Raw genomic sequence first — 16,473 nt, forward strand, 5'->3', positions numbered from 1 at the left:
ATTTATTAGGGTTAATGAGGTATTAAGATTGCGCGGTACAGGCTGGAGAGCCGATGGCCGTGCAAAGAGAAGCCGCCCGACCGCATTGCGCGTAATACGCGGATTGGTCGGGCGCACTGCATCTTCTTTTTGCTAAAAATACTCAAATTCCAAACTTTCCTTCAAAACACACGTTGCTGGCGACACGACGCCCTTCCTCCCTTCCCCTTGGCGCACCTATTCGATATGGGAAACCTTAACCAAGGATACCTATTCAGGACGAAGCGCATGGCGATGGAAAAGACATTCAACGCGGCCGAAGCCGAAGACCGGCTGTACAAGGCCTGGGACGAAGCTGGCTGTTTCAAGGCGGGGGCAAATGCCAAACCCGGGGCCTCTTCCTATTCTATCATGATCCCACCGCCCAATGTCACCGGTGTTCTACACATGGGCCATGCGTTCAACAACACTCTGCAAGACATCCTGATCCGCTGGAAGCGTATGCAGGGCTATGACACACTGTGGCAGCCCGGCACGGACCACGCCGGCATCGCGACGCAAATGGTAGTCGAGCGTGAGCTGGCCAAAGAGGGCAAGAAACGCACCGATTTCAGCCGTGAAGAGTTCCTGAGCAAAATCTGGGCCTGGAAAGAACAGTCCGGCGGCACTATTGTGGAGCAGTTGAAACGCCTTGGCGCGTCCTGCGACTTTGACCGTACCGCCTTCACCATGTCGGGTGCCAAAGGCGACACCCGTACAGGGCACGAGAACTCACCCAACTTCCACGATGCCGTGATCAAGGTCTTTGTGGACATGTACAACAAGGGCCTGATCTATCGCGGCAAGCGGTTGGTCAACTGGGACCCGCATTTTGAGACCGCGATTTCTGATTTGGAAGTCGAAAACATCGAAGTTGCCGGCCACATGTGGCACTTCAAATACCCGCTCGCTGGTGGCGCAACCTACACCTACGTCGAAAAAGACGAAGACGGGAATGTCACGCTGACTGAAGAGCGCGACTATATCTCGATCGCCACCACCCGCCCTGAAACCATGCTGGGCGACGGCGCGGTTGCGGTGCACCCAAGCGACGAGCGTTACGCACCCATCGTTGGCTTGCTCTGCGAAATCCCGGTTGGCCCCAAGGCCCAGCGCCGCCTGATCCCGATCATCACCGATGACTACCCGGACAAAGACTTTGGATCCGGCGCGGTGAAGATCACCGGGGCGCATGACTTCAACGACTATCAGGTTGCCAAACGTGGCGGCATTCCGATGTACAACCTGATGGACACCAAGGCCAATATGCGCGCTGACGGCGCGCCCTATGTGGACGAGGCCGCCACCGCGCAGGCCATCGCCAATGGCGAGCAGGAGTTCACCGAGGCCTCGATCGCCGCAATGAACCTGGTGCCCGAGGAATATCGCGGTCTGGACCGGTTCGAGGCGCGCAAACGCGTGGTCGCAGATATCACCGCCGAAGGTTTGGCCGTGATGCAAACCATCACCAAGACAGTCAAAGACGAAGATGGCAACGAGACTGAGGTCACTGAGACCACGCCTTATGTCGAGAACAAGCCGATCATGCAGCCCTTTGGCGACCGCTCCAAGGTGGTGATCGAGCCGATGCTGACCGACCAGTGGTTTGTTGAGACCGACAAGATTGTCGGCCCGGCACTGGACGCGGTCAAGAATGGCGATGTAAAAATCCTGCCGGAAAGCGGCGAGAAGGTCTATTACCACTGGCTGGAAAACATCGAGCCCTGGTGCATCTCGCGCCAGCTGTGGTGGGGCCATCAGATCCCGGTTTGGTATGGGCCGGAAATTCAAGATGGCCCATCGTTCACAGCAGATCCAGACGCATTTTCGTCGGCCCCCATGAAAGCATTTTGTGCGCCATCTGAAGAAGAGGCCCTGCAACAGGCCCAAGAGTATTACAAAGAAACGTTGGGGACCAATGTAAGTGTCGGCACACTGTGGGACGATGCGATTGCCAAAGGTGATGTATGCGGTGTATCGCGCAAGGAAACCGGTGAGTTAGCCGCAGTTGTGCTTGGGCGTGACCCTGACGTGCTGGACACCTGGTTCTCCTCCGGCCTCTGGCCCATCGGTACATTGGGCTGGCCCGAAGACACCGAAGAGCTGCAAAAATACTTCCCGACCTCAACCCTGGTCACCGGGCAGGACATTCTGTTCTTCTGGGTTGCGCGGATGATGATGATGCAGATGGCGGTTCTGTCGGACCGTCCGGTTGCCGAAAAGATCCCGTTCGACACCGTCTACCTGCATGGCCTTGTGCGCGACGCCAAGGGCAAAAAGATGTCGAAATCTACCGGCAACGTTGTCGACCCGCTGGAAATCATCGACGAATACGGCGCCGATGCGCTGCGCTTTACCAATGCGGCCATGGCCTCGCTTGGTGGCGTGTTGAAACTCGACATGAAACGGATCGAGGGCTATCGCAACTTTGTCACCAAGATCTGGCAGGCCTGTTCCTACGGTGACAGCCAGATTGATGCCTTCAGTGCCGAGCGTGGGGTCGAGCCGCCCAAGGCCACCCTGCCCCTGAACCGCTGGATCATTGGTGAGATCGCCAAGCTGCGGGAAGAGGTTGATGGCGCGTTTGAGGCCTACCGCTTCAACGACGCCGCCAATGCGCTGTATTCGTTCTTCTGGAACAGCTTCTGCGCGCGGTATCTGGAATTCACCAAGCCGATCTTCTTTGCCGATGATCAGGCCGCCAAGGACGAAACCCAAGCCGTCTATGCCTGGGCCGTCGATCAGGCGCTGATCCTGATGCACCCGATCATGCCATTTGTGACCGAGGAAATCTGGAACGTCACCCAGGGCCGTGGCTACGAGGCTGGCGACGCTTCGCAGATGTTGGCACATGGCACATGGCCAACCTACACGGCCGCTGATCTGGTCGATGCCGACGCCGAGCGCGAGATGAACTGGGTGATTGCCGTCATCGACAACATCCGCTCTGCCCGTGCGCAACTGAACGTGCCTGCCGGTGCCAAGGTGCCAATGCTGGTCACCGAGATTGACGACGCAGGCCAGGCTTACTGGGATCGCAATGGCGAGCTGATCAAACGCTTTGCACGGATCGAGAGCCTTGAGGCGACAGACACCCTGCCCAAGGGCTGCATTTCTATCGGTGCACCGGGTGCCTCGTTTGCCTTGCCATTGGCTGACATCATTGATGTCGCGGCAGAAAAGGCCCGCCAGGAAAAGAACCTTGGCAAGCTGATGAAGGAACTGGGTGGCCTGCGCGGCCGGTTGAAGAACCCCAAGTTTGCAGATTCCGCCCCCGCCGAAGTGGTCGCCGAAACCCGCGCCAACCTGGAGCTGCGCGAAGAGGAAGAAGCCAAGATCAAAGAGGCGCTGGCGCGTCTGTCAGAAATCGGCTGACCCCACCAAAACACCACAAAAGGCGCCCGCCATTTGGTGGGCGTTTTTATGCGCGGTTGCAACATTCCCCACCAAGACCTGTCTGTGTAGGGTGTGTGCTTGCACGCACCATCCCCTGGCAACTGTGATACGGGGAAAAAATGTTCAAGCAACTCATTGATATGCACACAAATTTGTTCCAGCCTGCGCGCAGGAACTAAGGGAGAGACAAATGCCAAAAGGATATTGGGTTGCCCATGTCGATGTTGACGACATGGATCGTTACAAAGACTACGTCGCTGCCAATGCGGCACCTTTTGCCGAGTTTGGAGCCCGGTTTCTGGTTCGCGGCGGTCAAAAAGAGGTGCGCGAGGGTCAGACACGCGCCCGCACCGTGGTGATTGAATTTCGCGACTATGCCACCGCGAAAGCCTGCTATGACTCTGTGTCTTATCAAGATGCCAAAGCTCTGCGAGACCCGGTTTCCACCGGCGACATGGAGATCATTGAAGGCTATGGTAGCTAAAACGCACTCTCTTGATCAGTCCTCGCGGAGACCGCCATGCCAATGTTGAAAAAACTGTTTCAGGCCATTCGTCCCAAAGGACAAGTGGTGCTGCCCGATCCGGACGCCGAACTGGCTTTGGGCGCCTTGCTGGTTCGGGTGGCGCAATCGGATCGCGAATACCAGCTTGAAGAAATCAGCTTGATCGACCGGATCCTGGCCCGGCTCTACCAGCACAACGCTATTGAAGCCGCCAAGGTTCGCGCCACCTGTGAAAAGCTGCAGGCAGCCGCACCGGAAAGTGATACGTTTGGGCGGTTGATCCGCGAAACCACCGGCATCGAAGAACGGCTGGCCGCGATGGACGCCCTGTGGGAAGTGGTACTGGCAGATAACAAAGAGCACCCGGGCGAAGTCACCATCGTCGAGGAAATCCGCCGGGCAATGGGACTGTCTTATGCCGACAGCCAGACCGCTCGCGCCAAAGCCAAAGCCAAACTCATATCTCTGTCAGAGGAAAACTGATGTTCAAGGACTTGCTGAACAAGCTATTGCAACCGATCCCTTCTGCGCTGGACCCTCAGGATGCCCGTTTGGCGCTCACCGCACTCTTGGTACGTATTGCCCGCTCTGATCACAATTACGCCGATGTTGAGCAGGACCGGATAGACCGCATTATTGCCGCCCGCTATGGGCTTGATATGGGCGGCGCCATCATTCTGCGCGAACAGGCCGAGGCAATGGAGGCCGAGGCCCCTGATACGGTGCGTTTCACCCGCGCCATCAAAGAAGCAGTGGCCTATGAGGACCGCATAGCGGTGATCGAGGCACTGTGGCAGGTGGTGCTTGCCGATGGTGAGCGAGACGATAGCGAAGATGCCATTTTGCGACTCTCCACCAATCTATTGGGTGTGAGCGACATCGACAGCGCCCAGGCCCGGCAACGAATGGAGCGCGCGCTGTGATTGCCCATCTCGGAATGTATGACCGTCCAGAAACTGCGGCTGCAAATGACGCTTATTGGGATGCCATTCGGGCGCAACTTGGGTTTGGTCCGGATAGTCTGACCCGTGACGCAGATCCCTGGCAGATCTGGCGCTCTCCTGATCTGTTGCTGGCACAGACCTGTGGCATGCCCTATCGCACCCGTCTCTATAGCGACGTCCAGCTGATTGGTGCACCTGATTATGGCCTGCCCGGCTGTCAGCCGGGATATTATAATAGCGTTATCGTCGCGCACCGGGATCGGGCTGGCGCCAAGCTTGGCGATTTTGACGGACAGCGCTTTGCCTATAATGATTCGCTGTCTCAATCCGGTTGGGCTGCCCCGATCACCCATATGAGATCTCACAACTTGATGCCCGGTGAACTCATGGAAACCGGTGGACATCAAGCATCGGCGCAGGTCGTTGCCGAAGGCGGGGCCGACTTTGCCGCCCTGGATGCACTGTCTTGGGAGATGATCCAGCGATATGATGCTTTCGCCAACGACCTGGTAGAACTGACCCGCACAGAGCCCACACCCGCGCTTCCCTACATCACCGCTATGGGACGTGATGCAAAGCCGCTTTTCCTGGCGATACAAGCCGCCATCTCAGAATTGTCAGACACCCACCGCACAATCCTGCACCTAAAGGGAGTGGAGGCAATACCAGCCACTGATTATCTCGCGGTACCCACGCCTTTAGGCCCTGCCCTGATGCGTCACCAAGGGCGTGACCCACAAATGTAGGCGCGCGCTTCTCGTGTCGATCCTATTGCAGCGCAGCTAAGATCGCAGGTGCAGAGTGTCATCATTTTGTGACGCAAGATATCTACTTGGAAGGCACACCGTAACGGTTACCAGCTGTACCAACGGGGCATCCAGCAAGCGGGGACACAAACTTTCCCTGTCTTTCGAGGCTACCGCCTGTGGCCATCTGCCGTTCGCAAGCCGAACACAGCTCGACGATTTTTTGGAAAGATCAGTTTCCAAAATCTTCAACCTTCCGTTCCGACCTGCTCAGCCGCCAAAACGCCTCTTTGCACGCTGTATTAATCGTTTTGCGCATTGCATTGGCTCCATTTTTAGGTCCAATACTGTCGTCAACTTAACAGCTAGCGGATATTTTAAACCTTGACTGACGAAACACCTGTTCTGGAAATTCGCAACCTGCACAAATCTTATGGCGAACTTGAAGTCATTAAAGGTGTAGATATCACCGCACATCGTGGCGATGTGGTATCGCTGATCGGTTCATCCGGCTCCGGTAAGTCCACCCTCTTACGTTGCTGCAACCTGTTGGAAGACAGTCAACAGGGTAACATCCTGTTCAAAGGCGAACCAATTTCTTGGCATGGGACCGGGCTGGCCCGACGTCCAGCGGACGCAAAACAGGTGCTGCGAATCCGCACCAATCTGTCGATGGTCTTTCAACAGTTCAACCTGTGGGCCCATATGACCATCCTGCAAAACGTAATGGAAGCGCCAGTGACCGTTCTGCGACGTGACCGGGATGAAGCCGAAGCCGCCGCCCGTCAGTATCTAGACAAGGTCGGCATCGGCGACAAATGTGATGTGTTCCCTGCTCAGCTCTCTGGTGGGCAACAACAACGCGCCGCCATTGCCCGGGCCCTGTGCATGGAGCCCGAAGCCCTGCTGTTCGACGAACCCACGTCGGCACTGGATCCTGAGCTGGAACAAGAAGTCGTCAAGGTGATCAAGGATCTCGCCGCGGAAGGCCGTACCATGATGATCGTTACCCACGATATGAAGCTGGCCGCAGATGTGTCGGACCACGTAGTGTTTCTGCACAAGGGCCTAATCGAGGAACAGGGCAGCCCAGACGAAGTATTTGGCAACACCCAATCCGAACGTTTGCGCGGCTTCCTGTCCGCCACCCGCCACTAATACAAGACTACAAAAAACCACACTAACTGGGAGAACTACTATGAAATCACTGTTTTTGGGCACAGCGGCCCTCGCACTTAGCGCAGGTCTGGCCATGGCCGACACCGTTCGTCTGGGCACCGAGGGCGCCTACCCTCCATACAACTTCCTGAACGATGCCGGCGAAGTTGATGGTTTTGAGCGTGAGCTGGGCGACGAGCTGTGCAAACGCGCTGGCCAAACTTGCGAATGGGTCACCAACGACTGGGATTCGATCATCCCTAACCTGACTTCGGGCAACTACGACGCCATCATCGCTGGCATGTCGATCACCGCCGAGCGCGCCGAAGTTGTAAACTTCACGCAGGGCTACACTCAGCCTTCGCCATCGTCTTATGCTGCGATGTCAGCTGACGTTGACCTGAAGACAGCTGTGATTGCAGCTCAGGCTTCGACCATTCAGTCGGCTCATGTTGCCGAGTCTGGCGCTACGCTGGTTGAATTCCCAACCCCAGATGAAACCATTGCTGCGGTTAAGTCCGGCGAAGCTGACGCGGTTCTGTCCGACAAAGACTTCCTGAACCCAATCGTCGCTGAAACCGATCTGATGCTGATCGAAGACATCTACCTGGGCGGCGGCATCGGCATGGCCTTCCGCAAGTCTGACTCAGAGCTGCATGCCAAGTTCGACGCAGCGATTGCTTCGATGAAAGAAGACGGCTCGCTGAACGCTATGCTGGACAAGTGGGAGATCGAGGGCAAGTTCTGATCGCCCTGATCTAACATCAAGACCTGCGAGAGGGGGCCCTGCCTCCTCTCCTACTACCTTCCGTTGCTATTCAGCTCGGCGCTAGACTACGAGGCACACCATTTTCTCCTATTGCTCAGATCCTGCCACCCTCGAGGGCATCAAATGGTTAAGCTGTTACCTGACCACCGGTAAACACATGTCCTTTTACACCTCATTTGGGACAGTTCTATTGCTGCTGGCCATCACCGCTCCGACCGCAATGGCGGTGGGCTTTGGCGGTGCAATGGCTGCACGCGCCCGATTTGCACCGCTTAGCTGGCTGGGCAAGGGTTACATCGCCATTGTCCGGGGGGTCCCCGACATTGCTTTCTTCATGTTCTTTGTCATTGCGCTGGACCAGGGCATTGAATGGCTGCTCCACAAAGTCAAATGTCCGGATTGGGATGAGCCCATTCGTCAGGGCAGTGATTTTGTCGTCTGTGACATCGCCAAAATGCCGCTGGGATCGTCACCGCAATGGATGCACGAGACCTATGGGTTCTCGCTTGCAGTTATAACCTTTGCCATCGTTTTTGGCGCTTTTGCCGCCAACGTTTTGTATGGTGCGATGCGCGCCGTTCCCCATGGTCAGATCGAAACCGCCGAAGCCTATGGCATGACACACCGCCAGACGTTTTGGCGTATCCTGGTGCCGCAGATGTGGGTCTATGCTCTGCCGGGCCTATCAAACCTTTGGATGGTTTTGATCAAGGCTACACCACTGTTGTTCCTGCTGGGCGTCGAAGACATTGTCTACTGGGCCCGCGAGCTGGGTGGTTCCAAGACCGCAAAATTCACCGCCTACCCGCATGAAGACTGGCGTATGTGGTATTTCCTAGCGCTCCTGATTTTCTATCTCGCCTTTACCAAGGTCTCTGAGGTGGTTCTGGAAAAGCTGATGAAACGCCTGTCGCACGGGCAAGCCACCCTGGGTGGTGAAGCGCAAAGGAAAGCGTCATGAGCTGCTTTCAAACCTTACAAGATTACGCCTTCAGATCGTTGGGCTATGGCGAACGCCTGTTGCCACGCAGTGATTTTACTCTGTGTGAACAATTCACTCTGATCGGCTCTGGCATGATCTGGAATATCTACTTCGGAGTGCTCGCCGTCTTCACCGGCTTCTTCCTTGCCACTGCGCTGGCAGTGGCAAAAAACTCAAGCCAGGCAATCTACCGCAAGCCAGCTGAATGGTTTATCTTCCTGTTCCGCGGTTCGCCACTGTTTATCCAGTTCTTCTTTGCCTACTTCATGTTCCTGAGCCTCAAAGGTGTATCGCCTATTTTTGATCCCCTTACCTCCGCATGGCTCGGGGCTTTAATCGTGTTGTTCCTGAACACAGCCGCCTACACAGGTGAGATCTTCTACGGCGCCCTTCAGTCCATCCCAAAGGGTGATGTCGAAGCTGCCGATGCCTATGGCTTGTCTGGCTGGCCCCGGTTTCGACGGGTTGTCTGGCCCACCATGCTGCGCCTTGCCTGGCCCGCCTATACAAACGAAGCTATCTTTTTGTTCCATGCCACAACACTGGTCTATTTCTCAGGCTTTCCAGCCTGGCGCCAAAAAGGCGATGCGCTTTATTACGCCAGCTATTTTGCGGATAAGACGTTCAACCCGTTTATCCCCTACCCGATCCTGGCGTTCTACTTCATCTTACTGACACTGGTGATCATCAGCGGCTTTGGACTGGTCAATAAGCGGTTGAACCGCCACTTGCCACAGGCGCGCCGTGCCAAGCTAAAGTTGCGTATCAATCTGATCCGCTAGTATTGGCTGGAGAATGTGGTTTGATACCAAGTGGCTCCTTCGGGGGCCATTTTTTTGTCCCTTCCCTGCTTGTCGAAATATTTTGATCAAATTTTCTTGGCGCGGGATGCGTCCTGCGCTACACCTCCTTTATCTTCCCAAAGGAGCCAACCATGGATCTGTCCAGCCTTTCCACAATCAGAATTGCCGCCTGTGACTTAAACGGGCAGTTGCGCGGTAAGCGTATGCCCTCTGAAGCTGCGGCCAAGCTGGCGGATGGTGGCGCACGGATGCCGCTCTCAGCTCTGAACCTGGATCTTTGGGGCAGCGATATTGATGACAGCCCACTGGTTTTTGAAAGCGGCGATATTGATGGGGTTCTGAAGCCCACCAGCCGTGGTCCAGTGCCGATGCCCTGGCTGGAAACGGCCTCTGCACTGGTTCCTATGACATTGCACTATGATGATGGCACTCCCTTTCCCGGTGATCCCCGCCATGCGTTGGAAACCGTTCTGGCGCGCTACGCAGACCGTGGCTGGACCGTCATGGCAGCCACGGAAATGGAGTTCAATCTGGTGGATGACAGTGGCGACCAGCCCTGCCCTCCCAAAAACCCGCTGACCGGCCGGGCTCTGGACAGCCATGCTATTATTTCATTGTCTGAACTGGACGCCTTCGACGCCTTTTTCACCGATCTGTACCAAGCCTCTGCTGCGATGGGTATTCCGGCGCAAACCGCAATTTCCGAAGGCGGGTTGGGTCAGTTTGAAATCAACCTGAACCATCAGGATGCCTTGCGCGCGGCAGATGATGCCTGGCTGTTCAAATTAATGGTCAAAGGCATAGCACGCAAGCATGGCATGGCCGCAACTTTCATGGCCAAACCCTATGCGGACGAGGCTGGCAACGGCATGCATGTCCATTTCTCGGTTGTTGACCGTGACGGCAACAACGTCTTTGACGATGGCAGCGAAACCGGAGGGGAGCTTCTGCAACAAGCGGTGGCTGGGTGTCTTGCTGCGATGCCCGCAAGCACTTTGATTTTTGCGCCGCATGGAAACTCCTATGACAGGCTGGTTCCCGGTGCCCATGCCCCTACAGCGGCCACATGGGGATATGAAAACCGCACCGTCGCCATTCGCATTCCTGGCGGCAACCCCAAGGCTCGCCGCATTGAGCACCGGGTGGCAGGTGGCGATATCAATCCCTACCTGATGCTGGCCACAGTACTGGGTGCTGCCATGTTAGGTGTCGACGACCAGATGACGCCTCCGGCGCCAACAACTGGCAATGCTTATGAAGCCGCAGGCGTGCCACAGCTGGCGGCGGATTGGGGTGCAGCCATTGAAGCGTTCGAACAGGACCCACTGATTGCGCGTATCCTGCCTGCCATGATGATCAGCAATATGGCGATGACCAAACGCCAAGAAATGAAACTGTTTGCCGAACGCCCCAAAGACAGCCATTGGCTCTCCTTGCTCGAGTCGGTTTGAGGCCCTTGTGCGGTGAGAAACCCTCCGCTAGGCTAAATTTGATCAAATTCAGGTGAGACATGAAAATTGGAATACTGCAAACTGGCCACGCACCCGACCAGTTGATTGATACAGCTGGCGACTATGACCAGATGTTTCGCACCCTGCTGGACGGGCACGGGTTTGAATTCAAGACCTACGCGGTGCTCGACGGCATCTTTCCCTCGGGCCCCGAGGCGGCTGACGGCTGGTTGATTACCGGTTCAAAATTCGGCGTCTACGAAGATCATGACTGGATACCTCCACTGGAGAATCTGATCCGGGACATTAACGCCCAAGCCTTGCCGATGGTTGGTATCTGCTTTGGCCACCAAATCATCGCACAGGCGCTGGGTGGAACCGTTGAGAAATACTCCGGTGGATGGGCTGTGGGTCGCGTAAAATACGACCAGGATGGTCAAGAACTAGCCTTGAATGCCTGGCACCAGGATCAAGTTATGACGCTGCCCGAAGGGGCCCGTGTGCTGGCTGGCAATGAGTTTTGCAAAAACGGTGTCCTTGCCTATGGTGACACTATCTGGACGCTACAACCCCATCCCGAGTTCGCCAGCCCGTTTGTCGCTGACCTGATTGAAACGCGCGGCCGTGGCGTTGTGCCCGATGACATTTTGGACCGTGCAAGAGACGATCTACACGGTCCTCTGAACAGCCACACCATCGCAGCCTTCATGGCCGAGTTTTTGAAGAAGGAGAGGATCTGATGCCCGCTTGGACTGATAGCCTGCCCGACGCCGCCAAAGCCTATCTAGAAGGCCGCCGCCTGGACGAAGTTGAGTGCGTCGTCTCGGACTTACCCGGCATTGCCCGCGGCAAGGCAGTGCCTGCCTCCAAATTCGCGCGGCAGGATTATTTCCACCTTCCCGACAGCGTGTTTTATCAGACCATCACCGGAGACTGGGGTGAGGCCGCAGGCGATGACGGATTTATTGAAAAAGACATGGTGCTGCGCCCCGACATGAGCACGGCCACCGCCGCCCCATGGACCGGCGACTGGACCCTGCAGGTGATCCATGACGCCTTTGACAGTGCCGGTGAGCCAATCCCGTTTTCGCCACGCAACGTGCTAAAACGTGTGGTAGAGCTCTACACTGCTAAGGGTTGGACCCCCGTTGTTGCACCGGAAATGGAGTTCTTTCTGGTCGCGCGCAACACTGACCCACTGCAAGAAATCAAACCCATGATGGGCCGGTCGGGACGCCCCGCTGCCGCACGTCAGGCCTACTCGATGACAGCTGTTGACGAATTTGGCCCGGTGATTGACGACATCTATGACTTTGCCGAGGCGCAGGGATTTGAGATCGACGGCATCACTCAGGAAGGCGGTGCCGGTCAGCTTGAGATCAATCTGGTCCACGGCGATCCGATCAAACTGGCGGACGAAGTGTTTTATTTCAAACGTCTGATCCGCGAGGCGGCACTGCGCCACGATTGCTATGCCACCTTCATGGCCAAACCTATTGCCAACGAGCCAGGCTCGTCCATGCATGTCCACCATTCGATACTGGATACAGCCACTGGCAAGAATATTTTCTCCGGCCCAGACGGCGAAGAAACTGACGCGTTTCACCATTTCATTGGTGGGCTTCAGTCCCACCTGCCCGCTGCAATAGCGGTGCTGGCGCCCTACGTGAATTCCTACCGCCGCTATGTGAAGGATCATGCCGCGCCGATCAACTTGAGCTGGGCAAAAGACAACCGGACCACCGGGATTCGCGTGCCTTTGTCTGGCCCGTCTGCCCGTCGGGTTGAAAACCGCTTAGCCGGGATGGACTGCAACCCCTATCTGGGGATCGCCGCCTCTTTGGCCTGTGGTTATCTGGGCATGGTTGAAAAAATTCAACCCAGCCCGGAGTTCAAAGGCGACGCCTATGCAGCCGACGAAGACATCCCACGGGTGATGGGCGACGCACTGGACCTGTTCGACAATTCCAACGCCCTGCACCAGGTTCTGGGGGAAGATTTTGCGCGGGTCTATTCAATTGTAAAACGCGCAGAATATGACGAGTTCCTGCAAGTAATCTCACCTTGGGAGCGCGAGCACTTGCTGCTGAACGTCTGAGCAAAAGATCTTCCCCAATTGCCCCCGCTTTGGCGGGGGCAGTTTTGAGTATTTTTGGCAAAAAGAAACATCAAGGGCCTGATCACGTTATCCGGCTCGGTCAATCAGGGTGGCAACATGGCTTTGAACCTTCTGCACAGCAATGACAACAAGGGCGAGTACCCAAACAGTTGGTATGCCGCCACGGCCAATACGCTTGCTCCTTTTGCCTCACTCAGCGGCGACATTCGCGCGGATGTCTGCATCATCGGCGCTGGTTACACAGGTCTTTCAACCGCCTTGCATCTGGCCGAGGCTGGGATGCGCGTTGTGCTGCTTGAAGCCCACCGTGTTGGCTTTGGCGCATCCGGGCGCAATGGCGGTCAATTGGGCAGCGGCCAGCGTCTGGATCAAGAAGGCCTGGAGGCCCTGATGGGCGATCCTGAGGCTCAGAAACTGTGGAAACTGGGTGAAGACGCAAAAGACCTGGTCAAAGACCTGATCAAGCGCCATTCAATTGACTGCGATCTAAAGCCCGGTGTGGCCTGGACCGGATCTAGCGCAAGCGAAGTGGCGCATTTGCATGAATACGGCGCACATCTGCAAAACCACTATGGCTATGGTGAACTGGAAATTCTTGACCAGAACACCTGCCATCAGCTCTGCCCCTCCCCCGATTACAAAGGTGGTTTTCTGGATCACGGCGCTGCACACCTGCATCCCCTTAACTATGCGCTGGGTCTCGCGCGGGCCGCAGCGACGGCTGGGGCTGAAATTTTCGAACAAAGCGAAGTTCTGCAAATTGATCCCGGCACTGAGGTCAAGGTCAGCACGGCCTCTGGCTGTGTCCGCGCTGATCACCTGGTTCTGGCCTGTAACGGCTACCTTGGTGGCCTGAATTCTCAGGTGGCCTCTCGAGTGATGCCAATCAACAATTTCATCGCCGCGACGGAACCTCTTGGCGAAGACGCAGACAAAGTGCTGACGCGCGACGTCGCCATTGCCGACAGCAAATTTGTCGTCAATTACTTCCGCCTCAGCGCTGACAAACGGTTGCTGTTCGGCGGTGGCGAAAGCTACGGCTACAAGTTCCCCAGCAACATTGACGCGGTTGTACGCAAACCTATGACACAGATATTCCCCCATCTCCGCGACGTAAAAGTGGACTATACTTGGGGGGGGACCCTCGGCATTACTATGAGGCGAATGCCATATTTGGCGCGGTTGGGAACCAACGTTTTATCCGCCTCAGGTTATTCAGGACATGGCGTAGGCACTGCATCCCATGCCGGACAGCTAATGGCCCTGGCAATCCAAGGTCAGTCTGAAGGGTTTGACACTATGTCACGGGTTCCGGCCCCGGCATTTCCCGGAGGTCCCAGAATGCGCTCTCCCCTATTGGTGTTGGCAATGACCTGGTATGCGTTACGCGATAGGTTGGGCGTCTAGACACCCGCTATCCGAGTGTGGCGCAGGCAACAGTTCTGTGAAATTTTCACGATTGCAGAGTCCCAGCGCGGGAATCCACTTGGCAGCTCCCTGCAAGTGTTTTACATTTTCAAAAAGTTAACTTTTGGAAATTGAAATATGACACAACCTCCCAACGTACATGACGCCGAACCAATCCCCGCCGCTGCCCGCGAAGCGATTGACGCGTTGATGGCCTCGGGTGACTTGTTTCGCTATACGGCGCCACAAGACGCCCCTGTGGCTCTGTTGGAACAAGAATTTGCTGAGCTCTTGGGCAGCAAATACGCCCTTGCCGTGTCTTCCTGTTCAGCTGCACTGTTCCTGTCTCTTAAGGCACTGGAACTGCCACGCGATGCGCGGGTGCTGATCCCCGCCTTCACTTTTGCAGCGGTTCCATCAGCCGTCGTGCATGCCGATTGCTTGCCTGTCCTGTGTGAGGTGGGTGACACCTACCGCATCAACCTTGCCGATTTTGAAGCCAAGCTGGACGACAATATCAGTGCAGTTCTGATCAGCCATATGCGTGGCCATACCTCGGACATGGATGCGATCGCTGCTCTGTGTGTCGCGCGCGATATACCCATCATCGAAGATGCGGCACATTCGCTGGGTACCACATGGCATGGCAAGAACATCGGCACCATTGGCCGTATCGGCTGCTTTTCGTTCCAGTCGTATAAGATGATCAATGCCGGCGAAGGTGGCATCCTGATCACGGACGATGCGGATCTGGTGGCCCGTGCGGTGATCATGTCCGGCGCTTACGAACACAATTGGCAAAAACACAAAGGGCCGCGCGGTGACAATTCACCGGAACTGGCACAGGCCTTTGCGAAATGGCAGAACCAACTGCCGCTATATAACCTACGGATGAGCAACCTGTCAGCGGCAGTCATCCGGCCGCAGTTGCCTGAACTCCTGCGCAGGGTGCGCGATGGACGGAGCAACCATGACTATGTGGCTGAGCGATTGAACACCTCTGCTAGCCTTCATGTCCCAGAATCGCTGCCTCCGGAGGTCCGCGCCCCGGATTCGATCCAGTTCAACTTGGTCAACATGGACAGCCAGGAAATTGCGGCTTTTGCCGAAGCGACTGCAGCACGCGGCGTCAAGGTCCAGATTTTTGGCCTGTCCACCGATAATGCCCGCGCCTTCTGGAACTGGCAGTTTTTGAATGATCTACCAGAATTGCCACAAACACGCGCCATGTTAGCCCACGCCTGCGATGTGCGGCTGCCGGTGCGGCTGACCCACGCGGAGCTGGACATAATTGCCGATATTTTGCTGGACGCCGTAGCCGACGTCAAAGGCAAGGCCGCAGCTTAAAACCCAATAAAAGATAAAGCCCAGGACACACCCTGGGCTTACACTCAAGCATGTCAATCTGTGTAGGGTGCGTGCTTGCACGCACCATCCTCCATCCAGATCACTTCAATTTTGACAATTTATCCTGCAAATCAGCCAGTTGCTTCTTGATCTCATTCAGGTCTTCGCCACCCGCTTTATCTGCTTTAGGCGTCTCGCGTGGACTGCCAGGCCAGCCCGCTCCTAGGCCACCAGTCATTGCTTTCAGGAATGCTTCCTGCTGCGCCTTCATAGCGTCAAAGCCCGGAATTTGCGCCATCGGGTTCATCGCGGTCATTGTCTCTGCCATCTGGGACTGACTGTCGCGCAGCATTTCAAAAGAGCTTTGCAAGAACTGCGGCATCACTCCACCACCAGGAACCATGTAGCTGCGCACCAAGTCGTTTAGCACGTCTACCGGCAGCACATTTTCACCGCGGCTCTCGTGTTCAGCAATAATCTGCAGCAGGTATTGCCGCGTCAGATCATCACCAGACTTCAAATCTATGATCTGGACTTCACGGTTGGCCCGAATAAAGCCTGCGATATCTTCCAGTGTCACATAATCACTGGTTTCGGTGTTATACAGCCGACGGCTGGCATATCGCTTGATCAGCAGGGGTTTATCCCGTTCCGCCATGTCATTACTCCCGCCACATGATGCATTGCAGCAAAGCCTATGCGAGTGCAGAAGAAAAGGAAAGCACCGCGCTTCCTACCCGAGATTTTGTTGTCAGATATGGATTACCAGAACGAGCTTAGCACCTCCACGTCCACAATTTTCACTTGACCTCAAGTAGGCTTCAGCTT

15 protein-coding genes are annotated in these 16,473 nt (G+C 56.0%); 14 read left to right on the top strand and 1 reads right to left on the bottom strand.

Annotated elements, in window-relative coordinates; all coding sequences use genetic code 11:
* Positions 1-267 precede the first annotated feature (267 nt).
* From GO984_RS13835 to GO984_RS13900, 14 genes are all read left to right on the top strand, one after another.
* Positions 268-3,393: a valine--tRNA ligase gene (locus GO984_RS13835; RefSeq protein WP_157023112.1), complete on the top strand. Its 3,126-nt coding sequence runs from the start codon at positions 268-270 to the stop codon at positions 3,391-3,393.
* 211 nt (positions 3,394-3,604) lie between these two features.
* Positions 3,605-3,898, top strand: coding sequence for a DUF1330 domain-containing protein (locus GO984_RS13840; RefSeq protein ID WP_157023113.1), 294 nt, complete (start codon positions 3,605-3,607; stop codon positions 3,896-3,898).
* 42 nt (positions 3,899-3,940) lie between these two features.
* The gene (locus GO984_RS13845) at positions 3,941-4,402 is read left to right on the top strand and encodes a tellurite resistance TerB family protein (RefSeq protein ID WP_157023378.1); all 462 of its coding nucleotides are present in this window, start codon (positions 3,941-3,943) and stop codon (positions 4,400-4,402) included.
* Positions 4,402-4,842: a tellurite resistance TerB family protein gene (locus GO984_RS13850; protein ID WP_157023114.1), complete on the top strand. Its 441-nt coding sequence runs from the start codon at positions 4,402-4,404 to the stop codon at positions 4,840-4,842. Before GO984_RS13845 ends, GO984_RS13850 begins: the two co-directional genes overlap by 1 nt.
* Positions 4,839-5,609, top strand: a complete 771-nt coding sequence (locus tag GO984_RS13855) for a PhnD/SsuA/transferrin family substrate-binding protein (protein ID WP_167740342.1) — start codon at positions 4,839-4,841, stop codon at positions 5,607-5,609. Before GO984_RS13850 ends, GO984_RS13855 begins: the two co-directional genes overlap by 4 nt.
* 384 nt (positions 5,610-5,993) lie before the next feature.
* On the top strand, positions 5,994-6,767 hold the full coding sequence (locus GO984_RS13860) for an ABC transporter ATP-binding protein (RefSeq protein WP_138164743.1): 774 nt from the start codon (positions 5,994-5,996) through the stop codon (positions 6,765-6,767).
* A 40-nt stretch (positions 6,768-6,807) separates the two neighbouring features.
* Positions 6,808-7,515 carry a transporter substrate-binding domain-containing protein gene (locus GO984_RS13865; RefSeq protein WP_157023116.1) on the top strand — a complete coding sequence of 236 codons (708 nt, stop codon included), beginning with the start codon at positions 6,808-6,810 and terminating at the stop codon, positions 7,513-7,515.
* A gap of 100 nt (positions 7,516-7,615) precedes the next feature.
* Positions 7,616-8,497 (top strand): ABC transporter permease subunit, encoded by an 882-nt coding sequence (locus tag GO984_RS13870; protein WP_167740353.1) that lies wholly within the window; start codon positions 7,616-7,618, stop codon positions 8,495-8,497.
* Positions 8,494-9,300 carry an ABC transporter permease gene (locus tag GO984_RS13875; RefSeq protein WP_157023118.1) on the top strand — a complete coding sequence of 269 codons (807 nt, stop codon included), beginning with the start codon at positions 8,494-8,496 and terminating at the stop codon, positions 9,298-9,300. Before GO984_RS13870 ends, GO984_RS13875 begins: the two co-directional genes overlap by 4 nt.
* Before the next feature lie 152 nt (positions 9,301-9,452).
* Positions 9,453-10,772, top strand: coding sequence for a glutamine synthetase family protein (locus GO984_RS13880; RefSeq protein WP_157023119.1), 1,320 nt, complete (start codon positions 9,453-9,455; stop codon positions 10,770-10,772).
* Between the two features lie 59 nt (positions 10,773-10,831).
* A complete protein-coding gene (locus tag GO984_RS13885; protein ID WP_157023120.1) occupies positions 10,832-11,512 on the top strand; it encodes a type 1 glutamine amidotransferase in 681 nt (226 codons plus the stop codon).
* Entirely contained in the window at positions 11,512-12,870 is a 1,359-nt protein-coding gene (locus tag GO984_RS13890; protein WP_157023121.1) for a glutamine synthetase family protein, read from the top strand. The genes GO984_RS13885 and GO984_RS13890 overlap by 1 nt, the downstream gene beginning before the upstream one ends.
* A gap of 117 nt (positions 12,871-12,987) precedes the next feature.
* Positions 12,988-14,298: an NAD(P)/FAD-dependent oxidoreductase gene (locus GO984_RS13895; RefSeq protein WP_157023379.1), complete on the top strand. Its 1,311-nt coding sequence runs from the start codon at positions 12,988-12,990 to the stop codon at positions 14,296-14,298.
* 138 nt (positions 14,299-14,436) lie between these two features.
* Complete coding sequence (locus GO984_RS13900; protein WP_157023122.1) at positions 14,437-15,645, top strand: DegT/DnrJ/EryC1/StrS family aminotransferase; 1,209 nt, start codon at positions 14,437-14,439, stop codon at positions 15,643-15,645.
* 100 nt (positions 15,646-15,745) lie between these two features.
* Here GO984_RS13900 and phaR read toward each other — a convergent pair whose 3' ends face one another.
* The gene (phaR, locus tag GO984_RS13905; protein ID WP_157023123.1) at positions 15,746-16,303 is read right to left on the bottom strand and encodes a polyhydroxyalkanoate synthesis repressor PhaR; all 558 of its coding nucleotides are present in this window, start codon (positions 16,301-16,303) and stop codon (positions 15,746-15,748) included.
* Between the last annotated feature and the right edge of the window lie 170 nt (positions 16,304-16,473).

The sequence above is a fragment of the Parasedimentitalea huanghaiensis genome, assembly GCF_009753675.1.
GTDB classification, from domain to species: domain Bacteria; phylum Pseudomonadota; class Alphaproteobacteria; order Rhodobacterales; family Rhodobacteraceae; genus Parasedimentitalea; species Parasedimentitalea huanghaiensis.